The 21,653-nt window shown below is 56.7% G+C and carries 18 protein-coding genes; 7 read left to right on the forward strand and 11 right to left on the reverse strand.

Annotated elements, in window-relative coordinates:
* The 11 genes from mraY to leuO form a co-directional block, all read right to left on the reverse strand.
* A complete protein-coding gene (gene mraY / locus LGM20_RS21390) occupies nucleotides 1-1,083 on the reverse strand; it encodes a phospho-N-acetylmuramoyl-pentapeptide-transferase (protein ID WP_004204335.1) in 1,083 nt (360 codons plus the stop codon).
* Nucleotides 1,077-2,435, reverse strand: a complete 1,359-nt coding sequence (murF, locus tag LGM20_RS21395; protein ID WP_044521021.1) for a UDP-N-acetylmuramoyl-tripeptide--D-alanyl-D-alanine ligase — start codon at nucleotides 2,433-2,435, stop codon at nucleotides 1,077-1,079. The genes mraY and murF overlap by 7 nt, the downstream gene beginning before the upstream one ends.
* Entirely contained in the window at nucleotides 2,432-3,919 is a 1,488-nt protein-coding gene (murE, locus tag LGM20_RS21400) for a UDP-N-acetylmuramoyl-L-alanyl-D-glutamate--2,6-diaminopimelate ligase (protein ID WP_044521020.1), read from the reverse strand. Before murE ends, murF begins: the two co-directional genes overlap by 4 nt.
* Complete coding sequence (locus tag LGM20_RS21405; protein ID WP_023291977.1) at nucleotides 3,906-5,672, reverse strand: peptidoglycan glycosyltransferase FtsI; 1,767 nt, start codon at nucleotides 5,670-5,672, stop codon at nucleotides 3,906-3,908. The genes murE and LGM20_RS21405 overlap by 14 nt, the downstream gene beginning before the upstream one ends.
* Before the next feature lie 15 nt (nucleotides 5,673-5,687).
* The gene (ftsL, locus tag LGM20_RS21410; protein ID WP_002888550.1) at nucleotides 5,688-6,053 is read right to left on the reverse strand and encodes a cell division protein FtsL; all 366 of its coding nucleotides are present in this window, start codon (nucleotides 6,051-6,053) and stop codon (nucleotides 5,688-5,690) included.
* A complete protein-coding gene (gene rsmH, locus LGM20_RS21415) occupies nucleotides 6,050-6,991 on the reverse strand; it encodes a 16S rRNA (cytosine(1402)-N(4))-methyltransferase RsmH (protein ID WP_004204328.1) in 942 nt (313 codons plus the stop codon). The genes ftsL and rsmH overlap by 4 nt, the downstream gene beginning before the upstream one ends.
* 2 nt (nucleotides 6,992-6,993) lie before the next feature.
* Nucleotides 6,994-7,452 carry a division/cell wall cluster transcriptional repressor MraZ gene (mraZ, locus tag LGM20_RS21420; protein WP_004204327.1) on the reverse strand — a complete coding sequence of 153 codons (459 nt, stop codon included), beginning with the start codon at nucleotides 7,450-7,452 and terminating at the stop codon, nucleotides 6,994-6,996.
* A 640-nt stretch (nucleotides 7,453-8,092) separates the two neighbouring features.
* Nucleotides 8,093-9,097 carry a catabolite repressor/activator gene (gene cra, locus LGM20_RS21425; protein ID WP_004145952.1) on the reverse strand — a complete coding sequence of 335 codons (1,005 nt, stop codon included), beginning with the start codon at nucleotides 9,095-9,097 and terminating at the stop codon, nucleotides 8,093-8,095.
* A 180-nt stretch (nucleotides 9,098-9,277) separates the two neighbouring features.
* Nucleotides 9,278-9,769, reverse strand: coding sequence for an acetolactate synthase small subunit (gene ilvN / locus LGM20_RS21430; protein WP_002888536.1), 492 nt, complete (start codon nucleotides 9,767-9,769; stop codon nucleotides 9,278-9,280).
* A gap of 2 nt (nucleotides 9,770-9,771) precedes the next feature.
* On the reverse strand, nucleotides 9,772-11,496 hold the full coding sequence (ilvI, locus tag LGM20_RS21435) for an acetolactate synthase 3 large subunit (protein WP_002888534.1): 1,725 nt from the start codon (nucleotides 11,494-11,496) through the stop codon (nucleotides 9,772-9,774).
* A gap of 394 nt (nucleotides 11,497-11,890) precedes the next feature.
* Nucleotides 11,891-12,859 (reverse strand): transcriptional regulator LeuO, encoded by a 969-nt coding sequence (leuO, locus tag LGM20_RS21440; protein ID WP_072140386.1) that lies wholly within the window; start codon nucleotides 12,857-12,859, stop codon nucleotides 11,891-11,893.
* Nucleotides 12,860-13,473: 614 nt separating this feature from the next.
* Here leuO and leuL point away from each other — a divergent pair.
* The 7 genes from leuL to LGM20_RS21475 all read left to right on the forward strand — a co-directional run bounded on the left by leuL (nucleotide 13,474) and on the right by LGM20_RS21475 (nucleotide 21,643).
* Nucleotides 13,474-13,560 (forward strand): leu operon leader peptide, encoded by an 87-nt coding sequence (leuL, locus tag LGM20_RS21445; RefSeq protein ID WP_072013397.1) that lies wholly within the window; start codon nucleotides 13,474-13,476, stop codon nucleotides 13,558-13,560.
* A gap of 95 nt (nucleotides 13,561-13,655) precedes the next feature.
* Nucleotides 13,656-15,227 carry a 2-isopropylmalate synthase gene (gene leuA / locus LGM20_RS21450; RefSeq protein WP_023291975.1) on the forward strand — a complete coding sequence of 524 codons (1,572 nt, stop codon included), beginning with the start codon at nucleotides 13,656-13,658 and terminating at the stop codon, nucleotides 15,225-15,227.
* Nucleotides 15,227-16,318 (forward strand): 3-isopropylmalate dehydrogenase, encoded by a 1,092-nt coding sequence (leuB, locus tag LGM20_RS21455; protein WP_023291974.1) that lies wholly within the window; start codon nucleotides 15,227-15,229, stop codon nucleotides 16,316-16,318. Before leuA ends, leuB begins: the two co-directional genes overlap by 1 nt.
* Before the next feature lie 2 nt (nucleotides 16,319-16,320).
* Entirely contained in the window at nucleotides 16,321-17,721 is a 1,401-nt protein-coding gene (gene leuC, locus LGM20_RS21460; RefSeq protein WP_023291973.1) for a 3-isopropylmalate dehydratase large subunit, read from the forward strand.
* A 10-nt stretch (nucleotides 17,722-17,731) separates the two neighbouring features.
* The gene (gene leuD, locus LGM20_RS21465) at nucleotides 17,732-18,337 is read left to right on the forward strand and encodes a 3-isopropylmalate dehydratase small subunit (protein WP_044521017.1); all 606 of its coding nucleotides are present in this window, start codon (nucleotides 17,732-17,734) and stop codon (nucleotides 18,335-18,337) included.
* 397 nt (nucleotides 18,338-18,734) lie between these two features.
* On the forward strand, nucleotides 18,735-20,768 hold the full coding sequence (locus LGM20_RS21470; protein WP_044521016.1) for an oxidoreductase: 2,034 nt from the start codon (nucleotides 18,735-18,737) through the stop codon (nucleotides 20,766-20,768).
* 11 nt (nucleotides 20,769-20,779) lie between these two features.
* The gene (locus LGM20_RS21475; RefSeq protein ID WP_017901194.1) at nucleotides 20,780-21,643 is read left to right on the forward strand and encodes a shikimate dehydrogenase; all 864 of its coding nucleotides are present in this window, start codon (nucleotides 20,780-20,782) and stop codon (nucleotides 21,641-21,643) included.
* Nucleotides 21,644-21,653: the final 10 nt, after the last annotated feature.

The raw sequence follows: 21,653 nt of genomic DNA on the forward strand, positions 1-21,653 counted from the left end.
TTAACGTACCTTCAGCGTCGCCAGGCCAATCAGCACCAGCATCAGCGAAATAATCCAGAAGCGCACGATAACGCGCGGCTCCGGCCAGCCTTTCAGTTCATAGTGGTGGTGGATCGGCGCCATGCGGAAAATACGCTGACCGCGCAGCTTAAAGGAGCCGACCTGCAGGATCACCGACAGGGTCTCCACCACGAAAACACCGCCCATAATCACCAGCAGGAATTCCTGACGCAGCAGCACGGCGATAATGCCCAGCGCGCCGCCGAGCGCCAGCGAACCGACGTCGCCCATAAAGACCTGCGCCGGATAGGTGTTAAACCACAGAAAGCCCAGCCCCGCGCCGACGATCGCCGTACAGACGATCACCAGTTCGCCGGCGTGGCGCAGATAGGGGATGTGCAGGTAGTTGGCGAAATTCATGTTACCGGTCGCCCACGCCACCAGCGCAAAACCCGCCGCGACGAAGACGGTGGGCATGATCGCCAGGCCGTCGAGACCGTCGGTCAGGTTAACCGCATTGCCGGTGCCGACAATCACGAAGTAGGCCAGCAGGATATAGAACAGCCCCAGCTGCGGCATGACGTCTTTAAAGAACGGCACCACCAGCTCGGTCGCCGGGGTGTCTTTCCCGGCCAGATAGAGCGCGAACGCCACGCCCAGCGCGATCACCGACATCCAGAAATACTTCCAGCGGGCGATCAGGCCTTTGGTGTCTTTGCGCACCACTTTACGGTAGTCATCAACGAAGCCGATGATCCCGTAGCCGATTAATACCGTCAGCACGCACCAGACGTACGGGTTGGAGGGGTAAGCCCACAGCAGCACTGACACGGTGATCGCGGTGAGGATCATGATCCCCCCCATGGTCGGCGTGCCGCGTTTGCTGAAGTGGGACTCCGGACCGTCGTTACGAACCACCTGGCCGAAGGAGAGTTTTTGCAGACGGGCGATCATGCGCGGGCCCATCCACAGAGAGATGAACAGCGCGGTCAGCAGGCTGACGATGGCGCGAAACGTCAAATACGAAAAGACGTTAAAGCCGGAATAATATTTGACCAAATGTTCGGCCAGCCATACTAACATGTCCCAGTCTCCTGTAATGCGCGTACTACCTCTTCCATGGCGGCACTACGTGAACCCTTCACTAAAATGGTCATTATCTTATGCTCCGCCAGCAGCTCGCGCAGGCGAGCCACCACGGCGGCTTTATCGTTAAAATGTTCGCCCACGCCGCTGGCGCGGCTGATATCCGCGCTCAAGGCGCCGACGCTGAGAACGCAATCCAGCCCTGCCGCTTTCGCCGCTTCGCCGACTTCACGATGGCAAGCCGCGCTTTCCGCGCCAAGCTCCGCCATATCGCCGACCACCATCGTCCGGAAGCCGGGCATCTCTGACAGCACCTGCACCGCCGCGGTCATCGAACCGACGTTAGCGTTATAGGAGTCATCCAGCAGCAGCTGACTCTCGGTCAGGCGGATCGGGAACAGACGTCCCGGAACGGCCTGCAGCTGCGCCAGACCGGCTTTCACCGCCGCCAGATCGGCGCCTACCGCCATCGCCAGCGAGGTCGCCGCCAGCGCGTTAGCGATGTTGTGGCGTCCCGGCAGCGGCAGCAGTACGTCAACGTTGCCGGTTGGGGTCTGCAGCGTAAATTCGGTGCCGTGGCTGGTGATCTGCACGTTAGTCGCGGTGAAATCGCTGTTGGCCGCGTTCGGCGAGAAGCGCCACACTTTGCGATCGCCAATCACCGCCTGCCAGTTCAGCCAGTCGTTGTTGTCGGCATTGAGAATGGCGATGCCGTTTTCCGGCAGACCGGTATAGATTTCGCCCTTCGCCTTCGCCACGCCCGCCAGCGAGCCGAAACCTTCAAGGTGCGCGGCGGCAAGGTTGTTGACCAGCGCCGCTTCCGGACGCGTCAGGCTGACGGTCCACGCGATTTCGCCCTGGTGGTTGGCGCCAAGCTCAATCACCGCGTACTGATGTTCTTTGGTCAGACGCAGCAGGGTCATCGGTACGCCGATATCGTTGTTCAGGTTGCCGGCGGTATACAGCGTGTTGCCGCACTGGCTGAGGATCGCCGCGGTCATCTCTTTGACCGAGGTTTTACCGGACGAGCCGGTCAGGGCGACGACGCGGGTCGGCACCTGCTGACGTACCCAGGCGGCCAACTCGCCGAAAGCCTGCCGGGTATCTTTCACGATCACCTGCGGGAGATCGCAGGGTAGCGGACGGCTCACCAGCAGCGCGCCGGCGCCTGCCGCTTTCGCCTGTTCGGCAAAATCATGGGCGTCGAAACGCTCGCCTTTCAGCGCCACAAACAGGCAGCCCGCCGTGATTTTACGGGTGTCGGTGGTCACCTCGTCGATAGCGATATCGCTACCCTGCCGTTCGCCATGAGCGATCGCGGCGAGCTGGCTTAACGTAAAGCGAATCATGCTACCGCTCCCAGCAGACGCGCGACGGTGACGCGGTCGGAATAATCCAGACGACGGTTGCCGACGATCTGGTAATCTTCATGGCCTTTACCCGCCACCAGCACCACGTCGTTCTCCTGCGCCTGCATCACGGCGTTGGTCACCGCTTCCGCACGGCCTTCCATCACTTTTGCATGACCTGCATCGAGCATGCCGGCCAGAATATCGTTGATAATCGCCCGCGGCTCTTCGGTACGCGGGTTGTCGTCAGTGACGACCACGATATCGGCGAACTCTTCAGCAATCGCGCCCATCAGCGGACGCTTGCCTTTGTCGCGGTCTCCGCCACAGCCGAAGACGCACCACAGCTTGCCGCTGCAGTGCAGGCGCGCGGCCTGCAGCGCTTTTTCCAGCGCGTCAGGCGTATGGGCATAATCCACCACCACGGCCGGTTTACCGGGCGCGCTGAACACTTCCATACGGCCGCATACCGGCTGTAAACGAGCCGCCGTTTTCAGCAGATCGGCCAGCGGATAGCCCAGAGCCAGCAGCGTGGCCAGCGCCAGCAGCAGGTTGCTGACGTTAAAGGCGCCCATCAGGCGACTTTCGATTTCACCGTTGCCCCAGCTGGAGTCAAACTGGATGGTGGCGCCGCTGTCGTGATAGTTGACCGCGGTGGCCTTCAGCCAGCGGCCGTGGCAGTTCGGATTGATATGATCTTCCATCGACACCGCCACCGCGTCCGGTAGCTTCGCCAGCCAGCGACGACCGACTTCATCGTCAGCGTTGACGATGGCCTGGCCGCAATGGTGGGTGGAGTACAGCAGCCATTTCGCCGCTTCGTAGTGCGCCATATCGCCATGGTAGTCGAGGTGGTCGCGGCTCAGGTTGGTAAATACCGAGGCGGCAAACTGCACGGCCGCCACGCGGTGCTGCACCAGCCCGTGGGAAGAGACTTCCATCGCGCCGAAGGTTGCCCCCTGCTCGACCAGGCCGGAAAGCACGTGCTGAACATCGACCGCAGAGCCGGTGGTGTTTTCGCTCGGCACCACTTTATCCAGCAGCCCGTTGCCGACGGTCCCCATCACCGCGCTGGTTTCGCCGAGCAGTTTCGCCCATTGCGCCAGAAGCTGGGTGGTGGTGGTTTTGCCGTTGGTACCAGTCACGCCCACCAGACGCAGCTGCTGCGACGGCTGATGATAAAAACGCCCGGCCAGCGCCGATAAACGTTCGTTAAGCTGGCTCAGGAAGATAACCGGCACGCCGTGCATTTCACGGATCTCACCGTCTTTCGCTTCGCCCTGCGCTTCAGCAATAATGGCAGCCACACCTTGCGCTATCGCCTGCGGGATATAACGACGCCCGTCCGCCTGATGACCCTGTACCGCGATAAAGAGATCGCCGGAAGCCGCCACCCGGCTGTCCAGCGTCATCTCTCGCAGAATGCGCTCCGGTGCGTTTGGCACCCATGGAGCGAGAAGGTCGCGCAAATTACGATCTGCCACCTGTTCCCTCGCCTTGATTAATTACAAATTCACTTTTTTCGCCCGTTGCCAGCGCATCCGGTTCGATGTTCATGGTGCGCAATACGCCGCCCATGATGGCACCGAACACCGGCGCGGAAACGGCGCCACCGTAGTATTTACCTGCCTGCGGGTCGTTGATCACCACCACCAGCGCAAAGCGCGGATGGCTGGCGGGCGCAACGCCTGCGGTGTAAGCAATATATTTGTTGATATAGCGGCCATCCGGCCCCACTTTTTTCGCCGTACCGGTTTTAATCGCGATGCGATAGCCTTTGATCGCCGCTTTCACGCCGCCGCCGCCGGGCAGCGCCACGCTTTCCATCATATGAACGACGGTACGAACGAGTGATTCCGGGAAGACACGCTCGCCCGGAACCGGTGGATCAACTTTGGTAATCGACAGCGGGCGATAGATGCCGTAGCTGCCAATCGTTGCGTAGACTCGCGCTAACTGTAACGGGGTTACCATTAGCCCGTAGCCGAAAGAAAAGGTGGCCCTCTCTATGTCAGACCACCGTTGTTTTTGAGGATATAAGCCACTGCGTTCTCCGACCAACCCCAAATTGGTCGCCTTTCCAAGCCCAAAACGTGAGTAAGTATCTACTAACGCTGAGGACGGCATCGCTAACGCCAGCTTAGAAACACCGACGTTACTCGACTTCTGTAGCACCCCGGTCAGGGTCAATTCGCTGTAGCGCGCCACGTCTTTAATTTCGTGGCCGTTAATTCGATAAGGCACGGTATTGAGCACGGTATTTTCGTTGACGATACCGCGCTGCAGCGCCGTCATCACCACCATCGGCTTCACCGTCGAACCCGGTTCGAAGACGTCGGTGATGGCGCGGTTACGCATGGTGTCTTTCGCCGTGCCGGCGAAGTTGTTTGGGTTGTAGGACGGGCTGTTGGCCATCGCCAGCACTTCGCCGGTGTTCACGTCCACTAACACCGCGCTTCCGGACTCGGCTTTGTTAAAGGCCACGGCGTTGTTCAGCTCACGATAGACCAGCGCCTGCAGACGCTCATCGATGCTCAGCGCCAGGTTGTGCGCCGCCTGGCTGTCGGTGGAAGAGATGTCTTCAATTACCCGACCATAGCGGTCTTTACGCACGATACGCTCGCCCGGCTGGCCGGTGAGCCATTTATCAAAGCTTTTTTCGACCCCTTCAATCCCCTGGCTGTCGACGTTGGTAAAACCGATGAGGTGAGCGGTCACTTCCCCGGAAGGGTAGTAACGACGGGATTCTTCACGCAGATGAATGCCCGGCAGCTTCAGTTTTTTGATGTAGTCGGCCATGTCAGGGTTAACCTGACGCGCCAGATAGATGAAACGCATCCGCGGATTGGTATTGATGCGCGTCGCCAGCTGATCCAGCGGCATATTGAGGGCATCCGCCAGCGCCTTCCAGCGCGTATCCAGGGTTACCCCGCCGGCATCATGGAGTTCTTTCGGATCGGCCCAGATAGCTTTCACCGGCACGCTGACCGCCAGTGGACGTCCGGAGCGGTCGGTAATCATCCCGCGCGCGGTGGACACTTCCTGTACGCGCAGGGAACGCATATCGCCCTGACGCACCAGCATATCCGGGCTGACCACCTGTAGCCAGGCAACGCGCCCCAGCAGGAAAGTCAGCGCCAGCAGAATGCAGCCGCACAGCAACGCAAAACGCCAACTGATAAAGTTGGCCTGTTCTTCCTGACGTTTTGCTTTTGGCGTTTTTGGCGCTGCTTTCATCCGTCGCAATAATCCTTATTTCTGTACAACGATATTTTCTTGTGATGGATCGACGTGTTGCATCTGCAACTTCTCGGTCGCGATCCGTTCAACCCGACTGTGATCGCCGAGCGCGTTCTCTTCGAGGATCAGGTTGCGCCACTCAATGTCCAGGGCGTCGCGTTCCAGAACCAGTTGTTCACGCTGCGCGGTCAACAGGCGCGTGTGGTGCGCGGTGGTGACCACGGTAATCGCCGTAATAATGATGCAAATGAACAGGCAGAGTGGCAGTTTCCCAAACCGCAGAAGGTCGTCCCCGATCACGCCAGGCAAAGCATGGCGCTCGTTGCTTCCAATCGACCCTTTAACTTTGCTTAAGGCCTCTGTCACTCTGCCGATCATGCGTTCGTCCTCTCTGCGATACGCAGCACTGAACTACGGGCACGTGGATTCTCTGCCACCTCTTCTTCGCCCGGCATCAACTTGCCTAGTGCTCGTAACTCACGGCCGCCCAGTTTTTTGAGCTGCGATTCGGTCATCGGTATTCCCGCCGGAACCTGCGGACCGCGGCTTTGCTCACGCATAAAGCGCTTTACAATGCGATCTTCCAGCGAATGAAAACTAATGATCGACAGCCGCCCGCCCGGGGCCAGCACGCTGAGCGAGCTTTTTAGCGCCTGCTCTATCTCCTCCAGTTCACTGTTTACCCAAATGCGCACCGCCTGGAAGGTACGGGTCGCGGGATGTTTGTGCTTATCTTTTACCGGCATCGCCGCGGCGATGACCTCCGCCAGCTCTTTAGTGCGGGTCATCGGTGCAATGCGATTACGTTCGACGATCGCGCGGGCGATCCGTTTACCGAAACGCTCTTCGCCGAAGGTTTTAATCACCCAGGCGATATCCGCTTCTTCAGCGGTCTGCAGCCATTCGGCCGCGGACTGACCGCGGGTCGGATCCATGCGCATATCCAGCGGCCCGTCGCGCATAAAGGAAAAGCCGCGTTCCGCATCGTCAAGCTGCGGGGAAGAGACGCCAAGATCGAGCAGAATGCCGTCGATCTTACCGGTAAGATTGCGCTCGCCGACGTACTCAGCAAGCTGTGAAAATGGACCATGTACGATGGAAAAGCGGGGATCATCGATGGTTTGCGCGACGGCAATCGCCTGAGGATCGCGATCGATTGCCAGCAAGCGTCCTTCCGCTCCCAGTTGGGAGAGGATCAGGCGCGAGTGACCGCCGCGACCAAAGGTACCATCAATATAGATACCGTCTGGACGAATATTGAGGCCGTTGACGGCTTCATCCAGAAGTACCGTAGTGTGTTTAAAGTTTTCCATCATTTTTATAAAGACAAATCCTGCAGGCGCTCCGACAGTTCACCGGTCGCGGACTGCTCAGCGTCGATATCTTCCTTGACCCGTTGATACCAGGTCGTTTCGTCCCACAGTTCAAATTTATTAAACTGCCCGACCAGCATCACTTCTTTTGTCAGCCCGGCATGCTGCCGTAACACCGGCGCTATCAGCAAGCGACCGGCATTATCCATCTGACATTCGCTGGCATGACCCAGAAGCAAACGCTGTACGCGCCGCTCAACGGGATTCATGCTCGATAAACGCGACAATTTCTGCTCGATGACTTCCCATTCAGGCAATGGATAAAGCAGCAGGCACGGGTGATGAATGTCAATGGTGCATACCAATTGACCGGCAGCGTCCTCGATCAGCCCATCGCGATAGCGCGTTGGCACGGCCAGGCGGCCTTTGCTGTCGAGATTGACTAACGTTGCTCCACGGAACATGCCAGCCTCACCCCTTTTCGCCACTTTATCCCACAAATTCCCACCACAAGGAGTTTACGGAGCGGAGGAAAAGCTTGTCAAGCCAGCACGAATGCCAACGGAGCTCAAAAACCCATTATTTACAGCCGACATTAGCCCTGATGAAAAAATCATCAACAGGCGAGGCAAATTAACGTTATGAATACGTGTAAGAAAATAACCAACAAACTCGTAACAGTTATAAACATCAAAATATCTTCGGCGGGAAAATATAAAGTGTCAGTTTGCGACGCGAGCGGCATTTTAGGCCATTATGCCGGCCGTTAACAGTACCTGTTGCTGGCTGAAGGGCTGACCAGGCGCGGGATAAGGCAGGAGAGAAAGGTTGGGGCTAACAAAATGGGTGTTAATTCAGCAATTAACCTGGTGAATGTAACAAAATAATACAATTAAAGCCGGCACAATCATTTTTTGTGTCCCGTTTTGAGTCGCAAAACGATTGCCAGCGAATAAAACAAAATAACGCGTAAAGAAGTTTAGGGATTTGTCTGAAATATATTCAGTTTTGCATTCTGGACGTCAGTTGCCTGATTTATCGCCAGCGGCCTGCTCTCTGGCAGGCCTGCCAGGATTAATCCTGGGTGCTGACGATATTGCGCGCTTAACGGCGATTCAGGCTGCCGCGGCGATAAAGATTACGACGAATACGGCTGAGGCCCGGCTTCGGCTTGCGCGGTTCATCGAGGCTGGCGAGGACGATCTCGAGCACCCGCTCAGCGACATCGCGATGGCGCTGGGCCACGGCCAGTACCGGACACTGCAGGAAATCGAGCAGCTCATTATCGCCGAAGGTGGCGATCGCCAGCTCGGAGGGCAGTTTACCCTCACGGCGCAGCGTCACATCCATGACGCCCTGCAGCAACGGGAAAGAGGTGGTGAACAGCGCCTGCGGCATCGGATGGGTTTCAAGCCATTTCTCAAACAGCTGGGCCGCCGCTTCTCGCTCGTAGCTGTTGGCATAGAGATAATGCACCTCACGCGGATCGTCCTGCCAGGCTTTACGGAAGCCTTGCTCGCGCAGGAAGCTCACCGACAGTTCCGGCAGCGCGCCCAGATAAAGCACCGTTTCGCCGGGAAAAGTCCGCAACTCGGCGGCGAGCATCTCGGCATCATCCTGGTCAGCGCCGACGACGCTGGTGAAGTGCTCGCGGTCAAGGGCGCGGTCGAGGGCGACAATCGGAAACGGATCGTTAGCCCAGCGCTGATAAAAAGGGTGCTCCGGCGGCAGCGAGGTGGAAACAATGATGGCGTCCACCTGGCGCTGTAGCAGATGCTCGATACAGCGCATTTCGTTATCGGGCTGATCCTCCGAGCAGGCAATCAGCAACTGATAGCCGCGCTGGCGCGCCTGCCGCTCCAGATAATTTGCAATACGGGTATAGCTGGTGTTCTCCAGATCCGGGATCACCAGACCGATAGAGCGTGTGCGTCCTGCACGCAGGCCAGCAGCGACCGCATTCGGGTGATAGTTGTGCTCTCGCACGACAGCCATCACTTTTTCGACCGTTTTGTCGCTTACGCGGTACTGCTTCGCTTTGCCATTAATCACATAGCTCGCGGTGGTTCTTGAAACACCGGCCAGCCGGGCGATTTCATCCAGTTTCACAATTGCCCCTTGGGTAAGAAGTGCCAAACATAACCATTATTCAGGTATGGAACCCTTTTTATAACATCTAAGCGCAGAATAGTTAGCGCAGCAACCGCTTTCGCTTACAGTTCCTACTGATTTCGCAAAAAAAAAGCCCGACAGTCGCTGCCGGGCTATTTTTGCATCAGTTCCCGATCCTCAGCGCATGATTTTATCACCGCGAGACAGGCCGACCACGCCGGAGCGAGCCACTTCCACGATCCGAGCGACATCGCGCAGGGAGGCCAGGAAAGCGTCGAGCTTATCGCTGGTGCCGGCGAGTTGAACGGTATAGATAGAAGGCGTCACGTCGATAATCTGTCCACGAAAGATTTCGGTGTTGCGCTTCACTTCTTCACGGCCGTAACCGCTGGCCTGGACCTTCACCAGCATGATTTCGCGTTCGACATGAGCCCCCTGCCCCAGCTCGCTGACCCGCAGGACATCCACCAGCTTGTGCAGCTGCTTTTCAATCTGCTCGATCGCTTTTTCATCGCCCACGGTCTGGATGGTCATCCTGGAGAGGGTCGGATCGTCCGTCGGGGCGACAGTCAGGCTTTCTATATTATAGCCGCGCTGGGAAAAGAGGCCGATAACGCGGGACAATGCGCCCGATTCGTTTTCCAGTAATACCGATAATATCCGGCGCATAATCAGGTCCTCTCCGTTTTGCTCAACCACATTTCATCCATGCCGCCGCCGCGGATCTGCATGGGGTACACATGCTCACTGCCGTCGACGGTGACATCGACAAACACCAGCCGGCGCTGTCGCACCTGCTCCAGGGCTTCTGCAAGCTTCGTCTCCAGCTCCTGCGGCTCGCTGATGCGGATCCCAACGTGGCCGTAGGCTTCCGCCAGACGAACGAAGTCCGGTAGCGACTCCATATAGGACTGCGAGTGGCGCCCGGAATAAAGCATATCCTGCCACTGCTTCACCATCCCCAGATAGCGGTTGTTAAGGTTAAGCACCAGGACCGGCAGCTCATACTGCAGCGCAGTAGAGAGTTCCTGAATGTTCATCTGGATACTGCCGTCACCGGTCACGCAGACGACCATTTCGTCCGGCAGAGCCATTTTGACCCCCAGCGCAGCCGGTAGGCCAAAGCCCATGGTGCCGAGGCCACCGGAGTTAATCCAGCGCCGCGGCTTGTCGAAGGGGTAATAGAGGGCGGCGAACATCTGGTGCTGACCCACATCGGAAGTGACATAGGCATCGCCCTGGGTCAGGCGCCAGATCGTTTCTATCACCGCCTGCGGTTTGATCTTGTCGCTCTGGTCGTCGTAGCGCAGGCAATGGCGGGCGCGCCACTGCTCAATCTGCTGCCACCAGTCGCGAATGTCGTCCAGCGGCTGCTGCGCCTCTTCCTGCTCCAGCAGCTCCAGCATCTGCTCCAGCACCAGCCGGGCATCGCCGACGATCGGCACATCTGCTGGCACGGTTTTCGAGATTGAGGTCGGATCGATATCGATATGCAGCACAGTCGCGTTCGGACAGTATTTGGCCAGGTTATTGGTGGTCCGATCGTCAAAGCGAACGCCGACGGCAAAAATCACGTCTGAATGGTGCATGGTCATGTTGGCTTCATAGGTGCCGTGCATGCCCAGCATCCCCAGCGCCTGCGAGTGCGTCGCCGGGAAAGCGCCCAACCCCATCAGGGAGGAGGCCACCGGCAGCTTCAGCTTTTCCACCAGCTCGCGCAGCTGAGGTTCGCAATGCGCATTGATCGCCCCGCCGCCGACGTAGACGACCGGCTTGCTCGCCGCCACCAGGGTCTGCAGGGCGCGTTTGATCTGGCCTTTATGACCGCTGGTCGTCGGGTTATACGAGCGCATGCTGACCGCGTCTGGCCAGACGTACGGCAGTTTCTTCGCCGGATTGAGTATATCCTTCGGCAGATCGACCACCACCGGCCCGGGGCGACCGCTGGCCGCCAGCCAGAAGGCTTTCTTCAGCACGCCGGGAATATCTTCGGTCTGCTTCACCAGGAAACTGTGCTTCACCACCGGGCGGGAAATCCCCACCATGTCGCACTCCTGGAAGGCATCGTAGCCGATAAGCGATGTCGCCACTTGCCCGGAGAGGATCACCAGCGGGATAGAGTCCATATAGGCCGTCGCGATACCGGTGATGGCGTTCGTCGCCCCAGGCCCTGAGGTCACCAGCACCACACCGACCTCCCCGGTCGCTCGCGCCAGGCCATCCGCCATATGCACCGCCGCCTGCTCGTGGCGAACCAGCACATGATCGATACCGCCAAGGGTATGTAACGCATCATAGATATCGAGGACTGCGCCTCCGGGATAGCCGAATACTTGCTTGACGCCCTGATCGACAAGCGATTGGACGACCATCTCGGCTCCTGACAACATCTCCATGGTTTGCCTCCAGGCTTATTGTTTTACGACAGCGGAACTCAATTTCCGCGCGCTCGCACGATGCGAAGGAGTACCCCTCCGCACTGAGGTGAATGGACTGCATGCCACTACCATAACTGCTCGCCAGCAGGCAGGCAATTCGCCACCGGAGATGCTTTCTAAGTAGAATAAGAAGAAAAACAAGCGGAGAGAGGAAAATATGGTGGAATGCTTCAGATATAAGAAAAGAGAATAGTAAATACTCGGAGAAAAGGCGCGATAGCAGGAATTGATCCATTTTTTGTTAACGGGCGGAGAGCAACCGAAAGGGTAAACAGCATAAAATTCTGCATTATTGTAATTAAATCATATAAAAAAAGGAGCCGAAGCCCCTTTCATGCTTATTGCCATCGGCTCAGCGCTGACAAATATCCACCAGCAGCTCTTCCATCCACTGATGACCTTTATCGCGACCCGCCGCTTCGTGCCAGGAGAGATAGCAGGTCCGGCTATTCACCTTCAGCGGCAGAGGTAATATTTGCAGCGCTAACTTATCGGCAAACTCATTTGCCAGCCAGCGCGGCGCAATGGCCACCATCTGCGTTTGCGACACCACGTTTAATACGCTGACCATCGCATTACCTTGATATGCGATGCGCGCTTGTTTATCGGCCGTGTCATACCACGGCAGACTGAATGAGGCATACCGATCGAGAGCCACCGCGGCATGCTCCTCGCGATAAATATCAGCCTCCATCACCGGTCCGGAGATACGCGGATGGTTGCGGCTAGCCACCAGAACCATTTCATCTTTGAATAGCGGTACACAGGCAAACTCAGGACGACGAAATTCTTCATAACCGATCACAAATTCCGTTTCCTGATAACGTAACTGATGTTCCGTATTTTGATTAAGCGCTGATTTAAAGACTAAATGAATATTGGGCGCGATTTCGGCGACTTTATTAAAAATCACCGACGTCAGGATGTTATCCAGCGGGCTACAGACGCACAGATTGAAAACACGCTCACTGCTCAAGGGTTCAAAACCGGAGCCTGGCAATTCGTTTTGTACCAGCTGCAGCGCCTGACGCACCGAGCCAAACAGCTGATAGGCCCGCGCCGTCGGCTGAATACCGCGGCCATAGCGCACAAACAGCTCATCATTAAACATCACTTTCAGACGTGAAACCGCGTTGCTCACCGCCGGTTGAGACATGCCGAGCGTATGGGCGGCACGGGTAATATTCTGTTCCTGCATAACCGCATCAAAAACGGTAAGCAGATTGAGATCAACCATCCGTAGTTGAGGTTTTACGACTTCCTGTCCGGGGGCTGATTTATATTCTGGACTTTCAATTAACATATCTAGTTCCGCCGTCACGATGAATTCCCTTTACTAAACCGCTATAATTAGCGCCGAAAATATCATTTATCATGCCAATGACATTTGCAAAATAGCAAAGGTGTATTTTAGGAATATATCAAGGCTATGAGTGGCAGTGTCAAACCGGTACCACCGGAATAAATAAACTGCTCAAACAATATGAGTTACTTAATGAAGATGAGTCTAACCATAATCCAGGAAAATAAAAACAACACCAATGGTTAACTGTAACTTAAGCAATAATAAAGTATTTTATTTTCCACCCCATAAAATTAACAACTATTTATCATTGAAAAAAGATCCGCTAAGGGGTAGACATATTCACACGAAAAATAAATATAATTATTTCATTCAGATAGCGATTTTTGACCGCTTCGCTCGCGGCGCATCGTGAGCGAGGCCTTTAATGCAAAGTACATTTTCAAATGAAACATATCCCTGTGCGCCCCCGCAGGTCCAAAATAGGATCTTCGGCAAAAAAGGGCTAACATCAGCACAATTAGCTAATTCACGCTGCGGACCAAAAACGCTTTTTCCATGCCAGGGGTTGACTTTGAAACGGCTATCCAGTAACTCTAAAAGCATAACGATTTCATCTGGAGTTTGACGCAATGATTCGCACCACTCGCATCACCAGCCTACTACTACTAAACGCATGCTATTTGCGCGGTAGGCTGTTGGGCGACGTTCAGCGTTAAGTCATCTTCCAGCAAGACTATAAAACCCGCGCCTTGGCGCGGGTTTTTTTATGCTCGTCAACAAGGCGCCAGGACAAAGACTAAGGATCCAAACCATGAGCCAGCAAGTCATTATTTTCGATACGACCTTACGTGATGGCGAACAAGCGTTACAGGCAAGCCTGAGTGTCAAAGAGAAGCTGCAGATCGCTCTGGCCCTCGAGCGCATGGGTGTTGACGTGATGGAAGTCGGTTTCCCGGTTTCTTCTCCGGGCGATTTTGAATCCGTGCAGACCATCGCGCGCACCATCAAAAACAGCCGCGTATGCGCCCTGGCGCGCTGCGTCGAGAAAGATATCGACGTAGCGGCGGAATCCTTAAAGGTGGCCGAAGCGTTCCGTATCCACACCTTCATCGCCACCTCGCCGATGCATATCGCCACCAAACTGCGCAGCACCCTGGATGAGGTCATTGAGCGTGCGGTTTATATGGTGAAGCGGGCGCGCAACTACACTAACGATGTCGAGTTCTCCTGTGAAGACGCCGGCCGTACGCCGATTGCTGACCTGGCTCGCGTCGTGGAAGCCGCGATTAACGCTGGCGCCACCACCATTAATATTCCGGATACCGTCGGCTACACCATGCCATTCGAGTACGCCAACATTATCAGCGGCCTGTATGAGCGCGTACCGAATATCGACAAAGCCATTATCTCCGTCCATACCCATGATGACCTGGGTATTGCCGTCGGCAACGCCCTCGCCGCGGTCCACGCCGGAGCCCGCCAGGTAGAAGGCGCGATGAACGGTATCGGCGAGCGTGCCGGCAACTGCGCGCTGGAAGAGGTCATCATGGCGATTAAAGTGCGCAAAGACATCATGAACGTGCACACCAATATCAACCACCATGAAATCTGGCGCACCAGCCAGACCGTCAGCCAGATCTGCAACATGCCGATCCCGGCGAACAAAGCCATCGTCGGCACCGGCGCCTTCGCCCACTCCTCCGGTATCCACCAGGACGGCGTGTTGAAGAACCGCGAAAACTACGAAATCATGACCCCGGAATCCATCGGCCTGAACCAGGTACAGCTGAACCTGACTTCCCGCTCCGGCCGCGCGGCGGTGAAACACCGGATGGAAGAGATGGGTTACCAGGAGAGCGATTACAACCTGGATCACCTGTACGACGCGTTCCTGAAGCTGGCGGACAAAAAAGGCCAGGTCTTCGATTACGATCTGGAAGCGCTGGCCTTCATCAACAAGCAGCAGGAAGAGCCGGAGCATTTCCGCCTGGATTACTTCAACGTTCAGTCCGGCTCCAGCGATATCGCGACCGCCTCGATCAAACTGGTCTGCGGGGATGAGATCAAAACGGAAGCCGCCAACGGCAACGGTCCGGTTGATGCTATCTACCAGGCGATTAACCGCGTCACCGATTACAACATTGAATTAGTGAAATATGGCTTAAGCGCGAAAGGCCACGGCAAAGACGCCCTGGGCCAGGTGGATATCGTCGTTGACTACAACGGCCGCCGTTTCCACGGCGTTGGTCTGGCAACAGATATCGTAGAGTCGTCAGCCAAAGCGATGGTTCACGTGCTGAACAACATCTGGCGCGCCGCCGAAGTCGAAAAAGAATTGCAACGCAAAGCTCAGAATAAAGAGAACAATAAGGAAACCGTGTAATGTCGAAGAATTACCATATTGCCGTTTTGCCGGGTGATGGCATTGGCCCGGAAGTGATGAACCAGGCGATGAAAGTACTGGAAGCCGTGCGCCAACGTTTTGCCATGCACATTACCACCAGCCAGTACGACGTCGGCGGCGCGGCCATCGACCGTCAGGGAACTCCCCTGCCGCAGGCGACCGTCGCCGGATGCGAGCAGGCGGACGCGATCCTGTTCGGCTCCGTCGGCGGCCCGAAGTGGGAACACCTGCCGCCCGCAGAACAGCCAGAGCGCGGCGCTCTGCTGCCGCTGCGTAAACACTTTAAACTGTTCAGCAACCTGCGCCCGGCCAAACTGTATCAGGGGCTGGAAGAGTTCTGCCCGCTGCGCGCCGACATCGCCGCCAACGGCTTCGACATTCTCTGCGTTCGCGAACTGACCGGCGGCATCTACTTCGGTCAGCCGAAAGGTCGCGAAGGCAGCGGTCAGCATGAGAAAGCTTTTGATACCGAGGTGTATCACCGCTTTGAAATCGAACGTATCGCGCGCATCGCGTTTGAATCCGCCCGTAAACGTCGTCACAAAGTGACCTCCATCGATAAAGCCAACGTCCTGCAGTCGTCCATTCTGTGGCGCGAAATCGTCACCGAGATCGGCAAGGAGTATCCGGACGTTGAGCTGGCGCACATGTATATCGATAACGCCACCATGCAGCTGATTAAAGATCCGTCCCAGTTCGACGTGCTGCTGTGCTCCAACCTGTTCGGCGACATCCTCTCCGACGAGTGCGCAATGATCACCGGCTCGATGGGTATGCTGCCGTCCGCCAGCCTCAACGAACAAGGTTTCGGCCTGTACGAGCCAGCAGGCGGCTCGGCGCCGGATATCGCCGGCAAAAATATCGCTAACCCGATCGCGCAGATCCTCTCCCTGGCGCTGCTGCTGCGCTATAGCCTCGACGCTGACGAGGCGGCGAGCGCGATTGAAAGCGCGATTAACCGCGCTCTGGAGGAAGGCGTTCGTACCGGCGATTTAGCGCGCGGCACGGCAGCGGTCAGCACTGATGAAATGGGCGATATCATTGCCCGCTATGTCGCAGAAGGGGTGTAATCATGGCGAAGACGTTATACGAAAAATTGTTTGATGCGCACGTGGTGTATGAGGCGCAAAACGAAACTCCGCTGTTGTATATCGACCGCCATCTGGTGCATGAAGTCACCTCCCCGCAGGCCTTTGACGGCCTGCGCGCCCACGGCCGCCAGGTGCGCCAGCCGGGTAAAACCTTCGCCACCATGGATCATAACGTCTCGACGCAGACCAAAGATATTAACGCGTCCGGCGAGATGGCCCGCATTCAGATGCAGGAGCTGATTAAGAACTGTAAAGAGTTCGGCGTTGAGCTGTACGATCTGAACCACCCGTACCAGGGCATCGTTCACGTGATGGGCCCGGAACAAGGGGTTACCCTGCCGGGGATGACCATTGTGTGCGGCGACTCCCATACCGCCACCCACGGCGCCTTTGGCGCGCTGGCCTTCGGCATCGGCACCTCCGAAGTGGAGCATGTGCTGGCGACCCAGACCCTGAAACAGGGTCGTGCGAAAACCATGAAAATCGAAGTGCAAGGCAAAGCGGCGCCGGGCATCACCGCCAAAGATATCGTGTTGGCGATCATTGGTAAAACCGGCAGCGCCGGCGGCACCGGCCACGTGGTGGAGTTCTGCGGCGAAGCGATCCGCGATCTGAGCATGGAAGGCCGCATGACCCTGTGCAACATGGCGATCGAGATGGGCGCGAAAGCGGGCCTAGTCGCGCCGGATGAAACCACCTTCAATTACGTACGCGGCCGTCTGCACGCGCCGAAAGGCAAAGATTTTGACGATGCGGTGGCGTACTGGAAAACCCTGAAAACCGACGACGGCGCCACATTTGACACCGTAGTGACGCTGCAGGCGGCTGAGATTGCCCCGCAGGTGACCTGGGGCACCAACCCGGGCCAGGTGATTTCGGTCAGCGATAATATCCCCGATCCTGCGTCGTTCAGCGACCCGGTGGAACGCGCCAGCGCCGAGAAAGCGCTGGCCTATATGGGGCTGAAATCCGGCATTCCGCTGACGGAAGTGGCTATCGATAAAGTATTCATCGGCTCCTGTACCAACTCGCGTATCGAAGATTTGCGCGCAGCGGCGGAAATCGCCAAAGGGCGTAAAGTGGCGCCGGGCGTCCAGGCGCTGGTGGTGCCGGGTTCCGGTCCGGTGAAAGCGCAAGCGGAAGCGGAAGGCCTGGATAAGATCTTTATCGAAGCCGGCTTTGAGTGGCGCTTACCGGGCTGCTCTATGTGTCTGGCGATGAACAACGACCGCCTGAACCCGGGCGAGCGCTGCGCCTCCACCAGCAACCGTAATTTTGAAGGCCGCCAGGGCCGCGGCGGACGCACGCACCTGGTGAGCCCGGCAATGGCCGCAGCGGCAGCTGTGACCGGCCATTTCGCCGATATCCGTAATCTGAAGTAAGGAGACCATCATGGCAGAGAAATTTACCCAACATACCGGCCTGGTGGTTCCGCTGGATGCTGCAAACGTCGATACCGACGCGATCATTCCCAAGCAGTTTCTGCAGAAAGTGACCCGCACCGGCTTTGGCGCGCACCTGTTCAACGACTGGCGCTTCCTCGACGATAAAGGTCAACAGCCGAACCCGGAGTTCGTGCTGAACTTTCCTGAGTACAAAGGCGCATCTATCCTGCTGGCGCGGGAAAACTTCGGCTGTGGCTCCTCGCGCGAGCATGCGCCGTGGGCGCTGACCGATTACGGTTTTAAAGTCGTTATCGCCCCAAGCTTTGCCGATATTTTCTATGGCAACAGCTTCAACAACCAGCTGCTGCCGGTGACGTTGAGCGATGAGCAGGTCGACGAGCTGTTCAAACTGGTGCAGGCCAAACCGGGCATTACGTTTGAAGTGGACCTGGAAGCGCAGGTGGTTAAAGCGGGGGATAAAACCTACAGGTTTAAGATTGACGATTTCCGTCGCCACTGCATGCTCAATGGCCTGGATAGCATCGGCCTGACGCTGCAACATGAAGCGGCTATTTCCGACTATGAGCACAAGCTGCCAGCGTTTATGAATTAATCTTCGCGCCCGGTCATTTGACCGGGCTTTTTAGTTTATTGCGGCAGAAAATTGCGATCTCAAGCACAAAAAACAATATTGCTTCGCCGATTTTCAGCCCATGACGTTGGCCTGCCCCACGCGATAAAGACGAATGATTCCGCTTTCCTCCCCCTGACCTGCGTGGTTTATGTATTATCCCTTCACTGCAAGTAAAAATAAGGTACGAGTGTTTAATATAAAAATATAAAAATGTGAAAAAAGCGTTAATCTCATAGAGAACCCCTATAGCTCACAGCAAAAAAAAGCATTATTTTTCGATTTTTCGCCTCGCTATCTTTTCCCACAGAGAAATATTAACTAAGGACACGCCCGGGCCCCCGCATAGCGGCTTCCCGGCCTCCTGTGGAGAGAAGAGATGAGCCACTATCCGCACCTTTTCAGTCCGTTGACCATCAACGGCATGACGCTAAAAAACCGCATTATTATGCCCCCGATGGGCACCAATATGGCCACGCTCAATGGCGAGGTCTCGCAGGAACAGCTGGAATACTACGAACTGCGGGCCAAAGGCGGCACCGGGCTTATCACCATCGAAAACATCTGTATTGATTTCCCTTTCGCCTCCAACGGCACCACCCAGCTGCGGATCGATAACGATCAATATATCCCACGGCTGTTTAAATTAACCGAGACCCTGCATAAACATGGCGCTTGCGTATCCATTCAGTTAAATCACGCAGGCGCTTCGGCTTATGCCTACCGCCTCGAAGGTCAGACACCGCTCTCCTCCTCGACGACGCCCTCGAAAAAGCACGGTAATATTCCGCGGCCAATGACCCATGAGGAAATTTATCACGCGGTGGAAAAATTCGGTGACGCCGCAGAGCGCGTTCGTCGCGCGGGTTTTGACTGCGTCGAAATTCATGCCGGCCACTCCTATTTAATTAGCCAGTTTTTATCGCCGTTATTTAACAAGCGCACCGATGAATTTGGCGGCAGCGTCGAAAACCGCACCCGGATATTAAGTCTGATTGTCGATAAAGTTCGCGCCTGCGTCGGGCCGCGTTTTCCGGTCAGCCTGCGCATTAGCGCCGACGACTTCCTCAAGGGCGGCAATACCCTCGAAGATTCTCTGCGCATCCTTGAGCTTTGCCAGGAGAAGGTCGATATCATCAACGTCTCGGCGGCGCAGAACGACAACCTGAATCTGCAAATCGACCAGATGTCGCTGGAGGATGGCTGGAAGCGTTATCTCTCCCGCGCGGTGCGCGATAAATTCCATAAGCCCACGGTCATCGCCGGCAATATCCGTACCCCGCAGGTGGCCGAGGATATCCTCGCCAGCGGCGATGCCGATCTCATTGCCATTGGTCGCGGTCTGATTGCCGAGCCGGAGTGGGTGCAGAAGGTGCAAAGCGGTAAAGAACGCCTGATGCGCAAATGCATCTCCTGCAACATCGGCTGCGCCGACCATCGCATCGCCCGCTCGCGCCCGCTGCGCTGTTCAATTAACCCGGACATCATTCACGGCGATACCTACAAAACGCGGCGCGTTAATCGCGAAACGAACGTGGTCGTCATCGGCGCCGGCACTGCCGGGATGGAGGCCGCCTGCACCGCGGCGGAAGTCGGCTGCCACACCTGGCTGCTGGAGGCGAAAAATCACGTCGGCGGTCTCGCCAGCGATATCGCCCGTCTGCCGGAGAAAAAACGCATCGCGGATTTCCCGCAGTTTATGAAAAACCGCATCGCCGCGCTGGATAACCTGATGCTGCAGGTCGGCAAACGGGCAGACGTGGCCTCGGTTTCCGCCCTGCGTCCGCATCTGATCGTCAATGCCACCGGCTCAACCCCCCTGCTGCCGCCTATTGCAGGACTGCGGGAGAATATTGACGCCGAGGAAGGCAAGGTCTTTTCCATTACCGGCATGATCGGCAATCTGGCGAAATTTACCCATGTCGAGGGCAAACGCATCGCCGTTGTCGGCGCGGGCGCCGTTGGCCTTGACGTCATCGAATACTTTACCGCTCGCGGCGCGCAAGCGGTATTAATCGAAATGCAGGACGCCGCCGGTCGCGATCTCGACATCATTACCAGGAATGCCATGTTGACCATGCTCGACGAGCACCAGGTCGAACAGCACATGAATACGCAACTGATGGCGGTGGCTGCCGACCATTTCCAGGTGAAAAATACACAGCATACCTTCGATATCCCCTTCGACTACGGCTTTGTCTGCCTGGGGATGCGCGCCAACCGGACGGGTCTCGACGAGATCGAGCGCTGGGCCAATGCCAATAACGTCAAAATCATGAATATCGGCGACAGCGTGATGGCGCGACGCATTATCGACGGCATCCGCGAAGGCCGCAACGTGCTGGACACCCTCGAAGACATGGGTGCGCTGGGCAGCCGCGAAGCACAACGAATTCCCTTTCTAACTTATTGAGGATTTTTGTCATGGCAGAACGTATTACTGGACACACTGAGCTGATTGGTCTGATCGCCACCCCGATTCGCCACAGCATGTCGCCCACCATGCACAACGAGGCTTTCGCCCATCTCGGGCTGGACTACGTCTACCTGGCTTTTGAAGTCGGTAATCAGGAGCTGAAAGACGTTGTGCAGGGCTTCCGGGCTTTGAAGCTGCGCGGCTTTAACGTCTCTATGCCGAACAAAACCGAGATTTGCCAGTATCTTGATAAGCTCTCGCCGGCGGCGCAGCTGGTCGGGGCGGTGAATACCGTGGTCAATGACGACGGCGTACTGACCGGGCATATTACCGACGGCACCGGCTATATGCGCGCCCTTAGCGAAGCGGGTATCGATATTATTGGCAAGAAGATGACCGTGCTCGGCGCCGGCGGCGCGGCGACCGCGCTCTGCGTCCAGGCCGCACTGGATGGCGTGAAGGCGATCTCGATCTTCAACCGTCGCGATAAATTCTTCGCCAACGCTGAAGAAACGGTAGCCAAGATCCGCAACAACACGCGCTGCGAGATCCATCTGTTCGATCTCGACGATCATGACAAACTGCGTGCCGAAATCGACAGCAGCGTGATCCTGACCAATGCCACCGGGGTCGGCATGAAGCCGTTCGAAGGCCAGATGCTGCTCCCGGACGACAGCTTCCTGCGTCCGGACCTGATCGTCTCCGACGTCGTGTACAACCCGCGCAAAACCCACCTGCTGGAAGTGGCTGAGAAAAAAGGCTGCCGTACGCTAAACGGCCTCGGGATGATGCTGTGGCAAGGCGCGCGCGCGTTCGAAATCTGGACGGGTAAACAGATGCCGGTTGATTACATCAAAAGCATCCTGTTCTAAGGGGCAAGCG

This window comes from Klebsiella quasipneumoniae subsp. quasipneumoniae (genome assembly GCF_020525925.1).
GTDB classification, from domain to species: domain Bacteria; phylum Pseudomonadota; class Gammaproteobacteria; order Enterobacterales; family Enterobacteriaceae; genus Klebsiella; species Klebsiella quasipneumoniae.

What these genes read in the sequence shown, in the direction of transcription:
- murF (WP_044521021.1), bottom strand. Translation starts at nt 2,435, where the DNA reads ATGATTCGCTTTACGTTAAGCCAGCTCGCCGCGATCGCTCATGGCGAA.
- leuA (WP_023291975.1), top strand. Translation starts at nt 13,656, where the DNA reads ATGAGCCAGCAAGTCATTATTTTCGATACGACCTTACGTGATGGCGAA.
- LGM20_RS21405 (WP_023291977.1), bottom strand. Translation starts at nt 5,672, where the DNA reads ATGAAAGCAGCGCCAAAAACGCCAAAAGCAAAACGTCAGGAAGAACAG.
- LGM20_RS21475 (WP_017901194.1), top strand. Translation starts at nt 20,780, where the DNA reads ATGGCAGAACGTATTACTGGACACACTGAGCTGATTGGTCTGATCGCC.
- mraY (WP_004204335.1), bottom strand. Translation starts at nt 1,083, where the DNA reads ATGTTAGTATGGCTGGCCGAACATTTGGTCAAATATTATTCCGGCTTT.
- ilvN (WP_002888536.1), bottom strand. Translation starts at nt 9,769, where the DNA reads ATGCGCCGGATATTATCGGTATTACTGGAAAACGAATCGGGCGCATTG.
- leuD (WP_044521017.1), top strand. Translation starts at nt 17,732, where the DNA reads ATGGCAGAGAAATTTACCCAACATACCGGCCTGGTGGTTCCGCTGGAT.
- leuB (WP_023291974.1), top strand. Translation starts at nt 15,227, where the DNA reads ATGTCGAAGAATTACCATATTGCCGTTTTGCCGGGTGATGGCATTGGC.
- leuL (WP_072013397.1), top strand. Translation starts at nt 13,474, where the DNA reads ATGATTCGCACCACTCGCATCACCAGCCTACTACTACTAAACGCATGC.
- mraZ (WP_004204327.1), bottom strand. Translation starts at nt 7,452, where the DNA reads ATGTTCCGTGGAGCAACGTTAGTCAATCTCGACAGCAAAGGCCGCCTG.
- rsmH (WP_004204328.1), bottom strand. Translation starts at nt 6,991, where the DNA reads ATGATGGAAAACTTTAAACACACTACGGTACTTCTGGATGAAGCCGTC.
- ftsL (WP_002888550.1), bottom strand. Translation starts at nt 6,053, where the DNA reads ATGATCGGCAGAGTGACAGAGGCCTTAAGCAAAGTTAAAGGGTCGATT.
- ilvI (WP_002888534.1), bottom strand. Translation starts at nt 11,496, where the DNA reads ATGGAGATGTTGTCAGGAGCCGAGATGGTCGTCCAATCGCTTGTCGAT.
- LGM20_RS21470 (WP_044521016.1), top strand. Translation starts at nt 18,735, where the DNA reads ATGAGCCACTATCCGCACCTTTTCAGTCCGTTGACCATCAACGGCATG.
- leuC (WP_023291973.1), top strand. Translation starts at nt 16,321, where the DNA reads ATGGCGAAGACGTTATACGAAAAATTGTTTGATGCGCACGTGGTGTAT.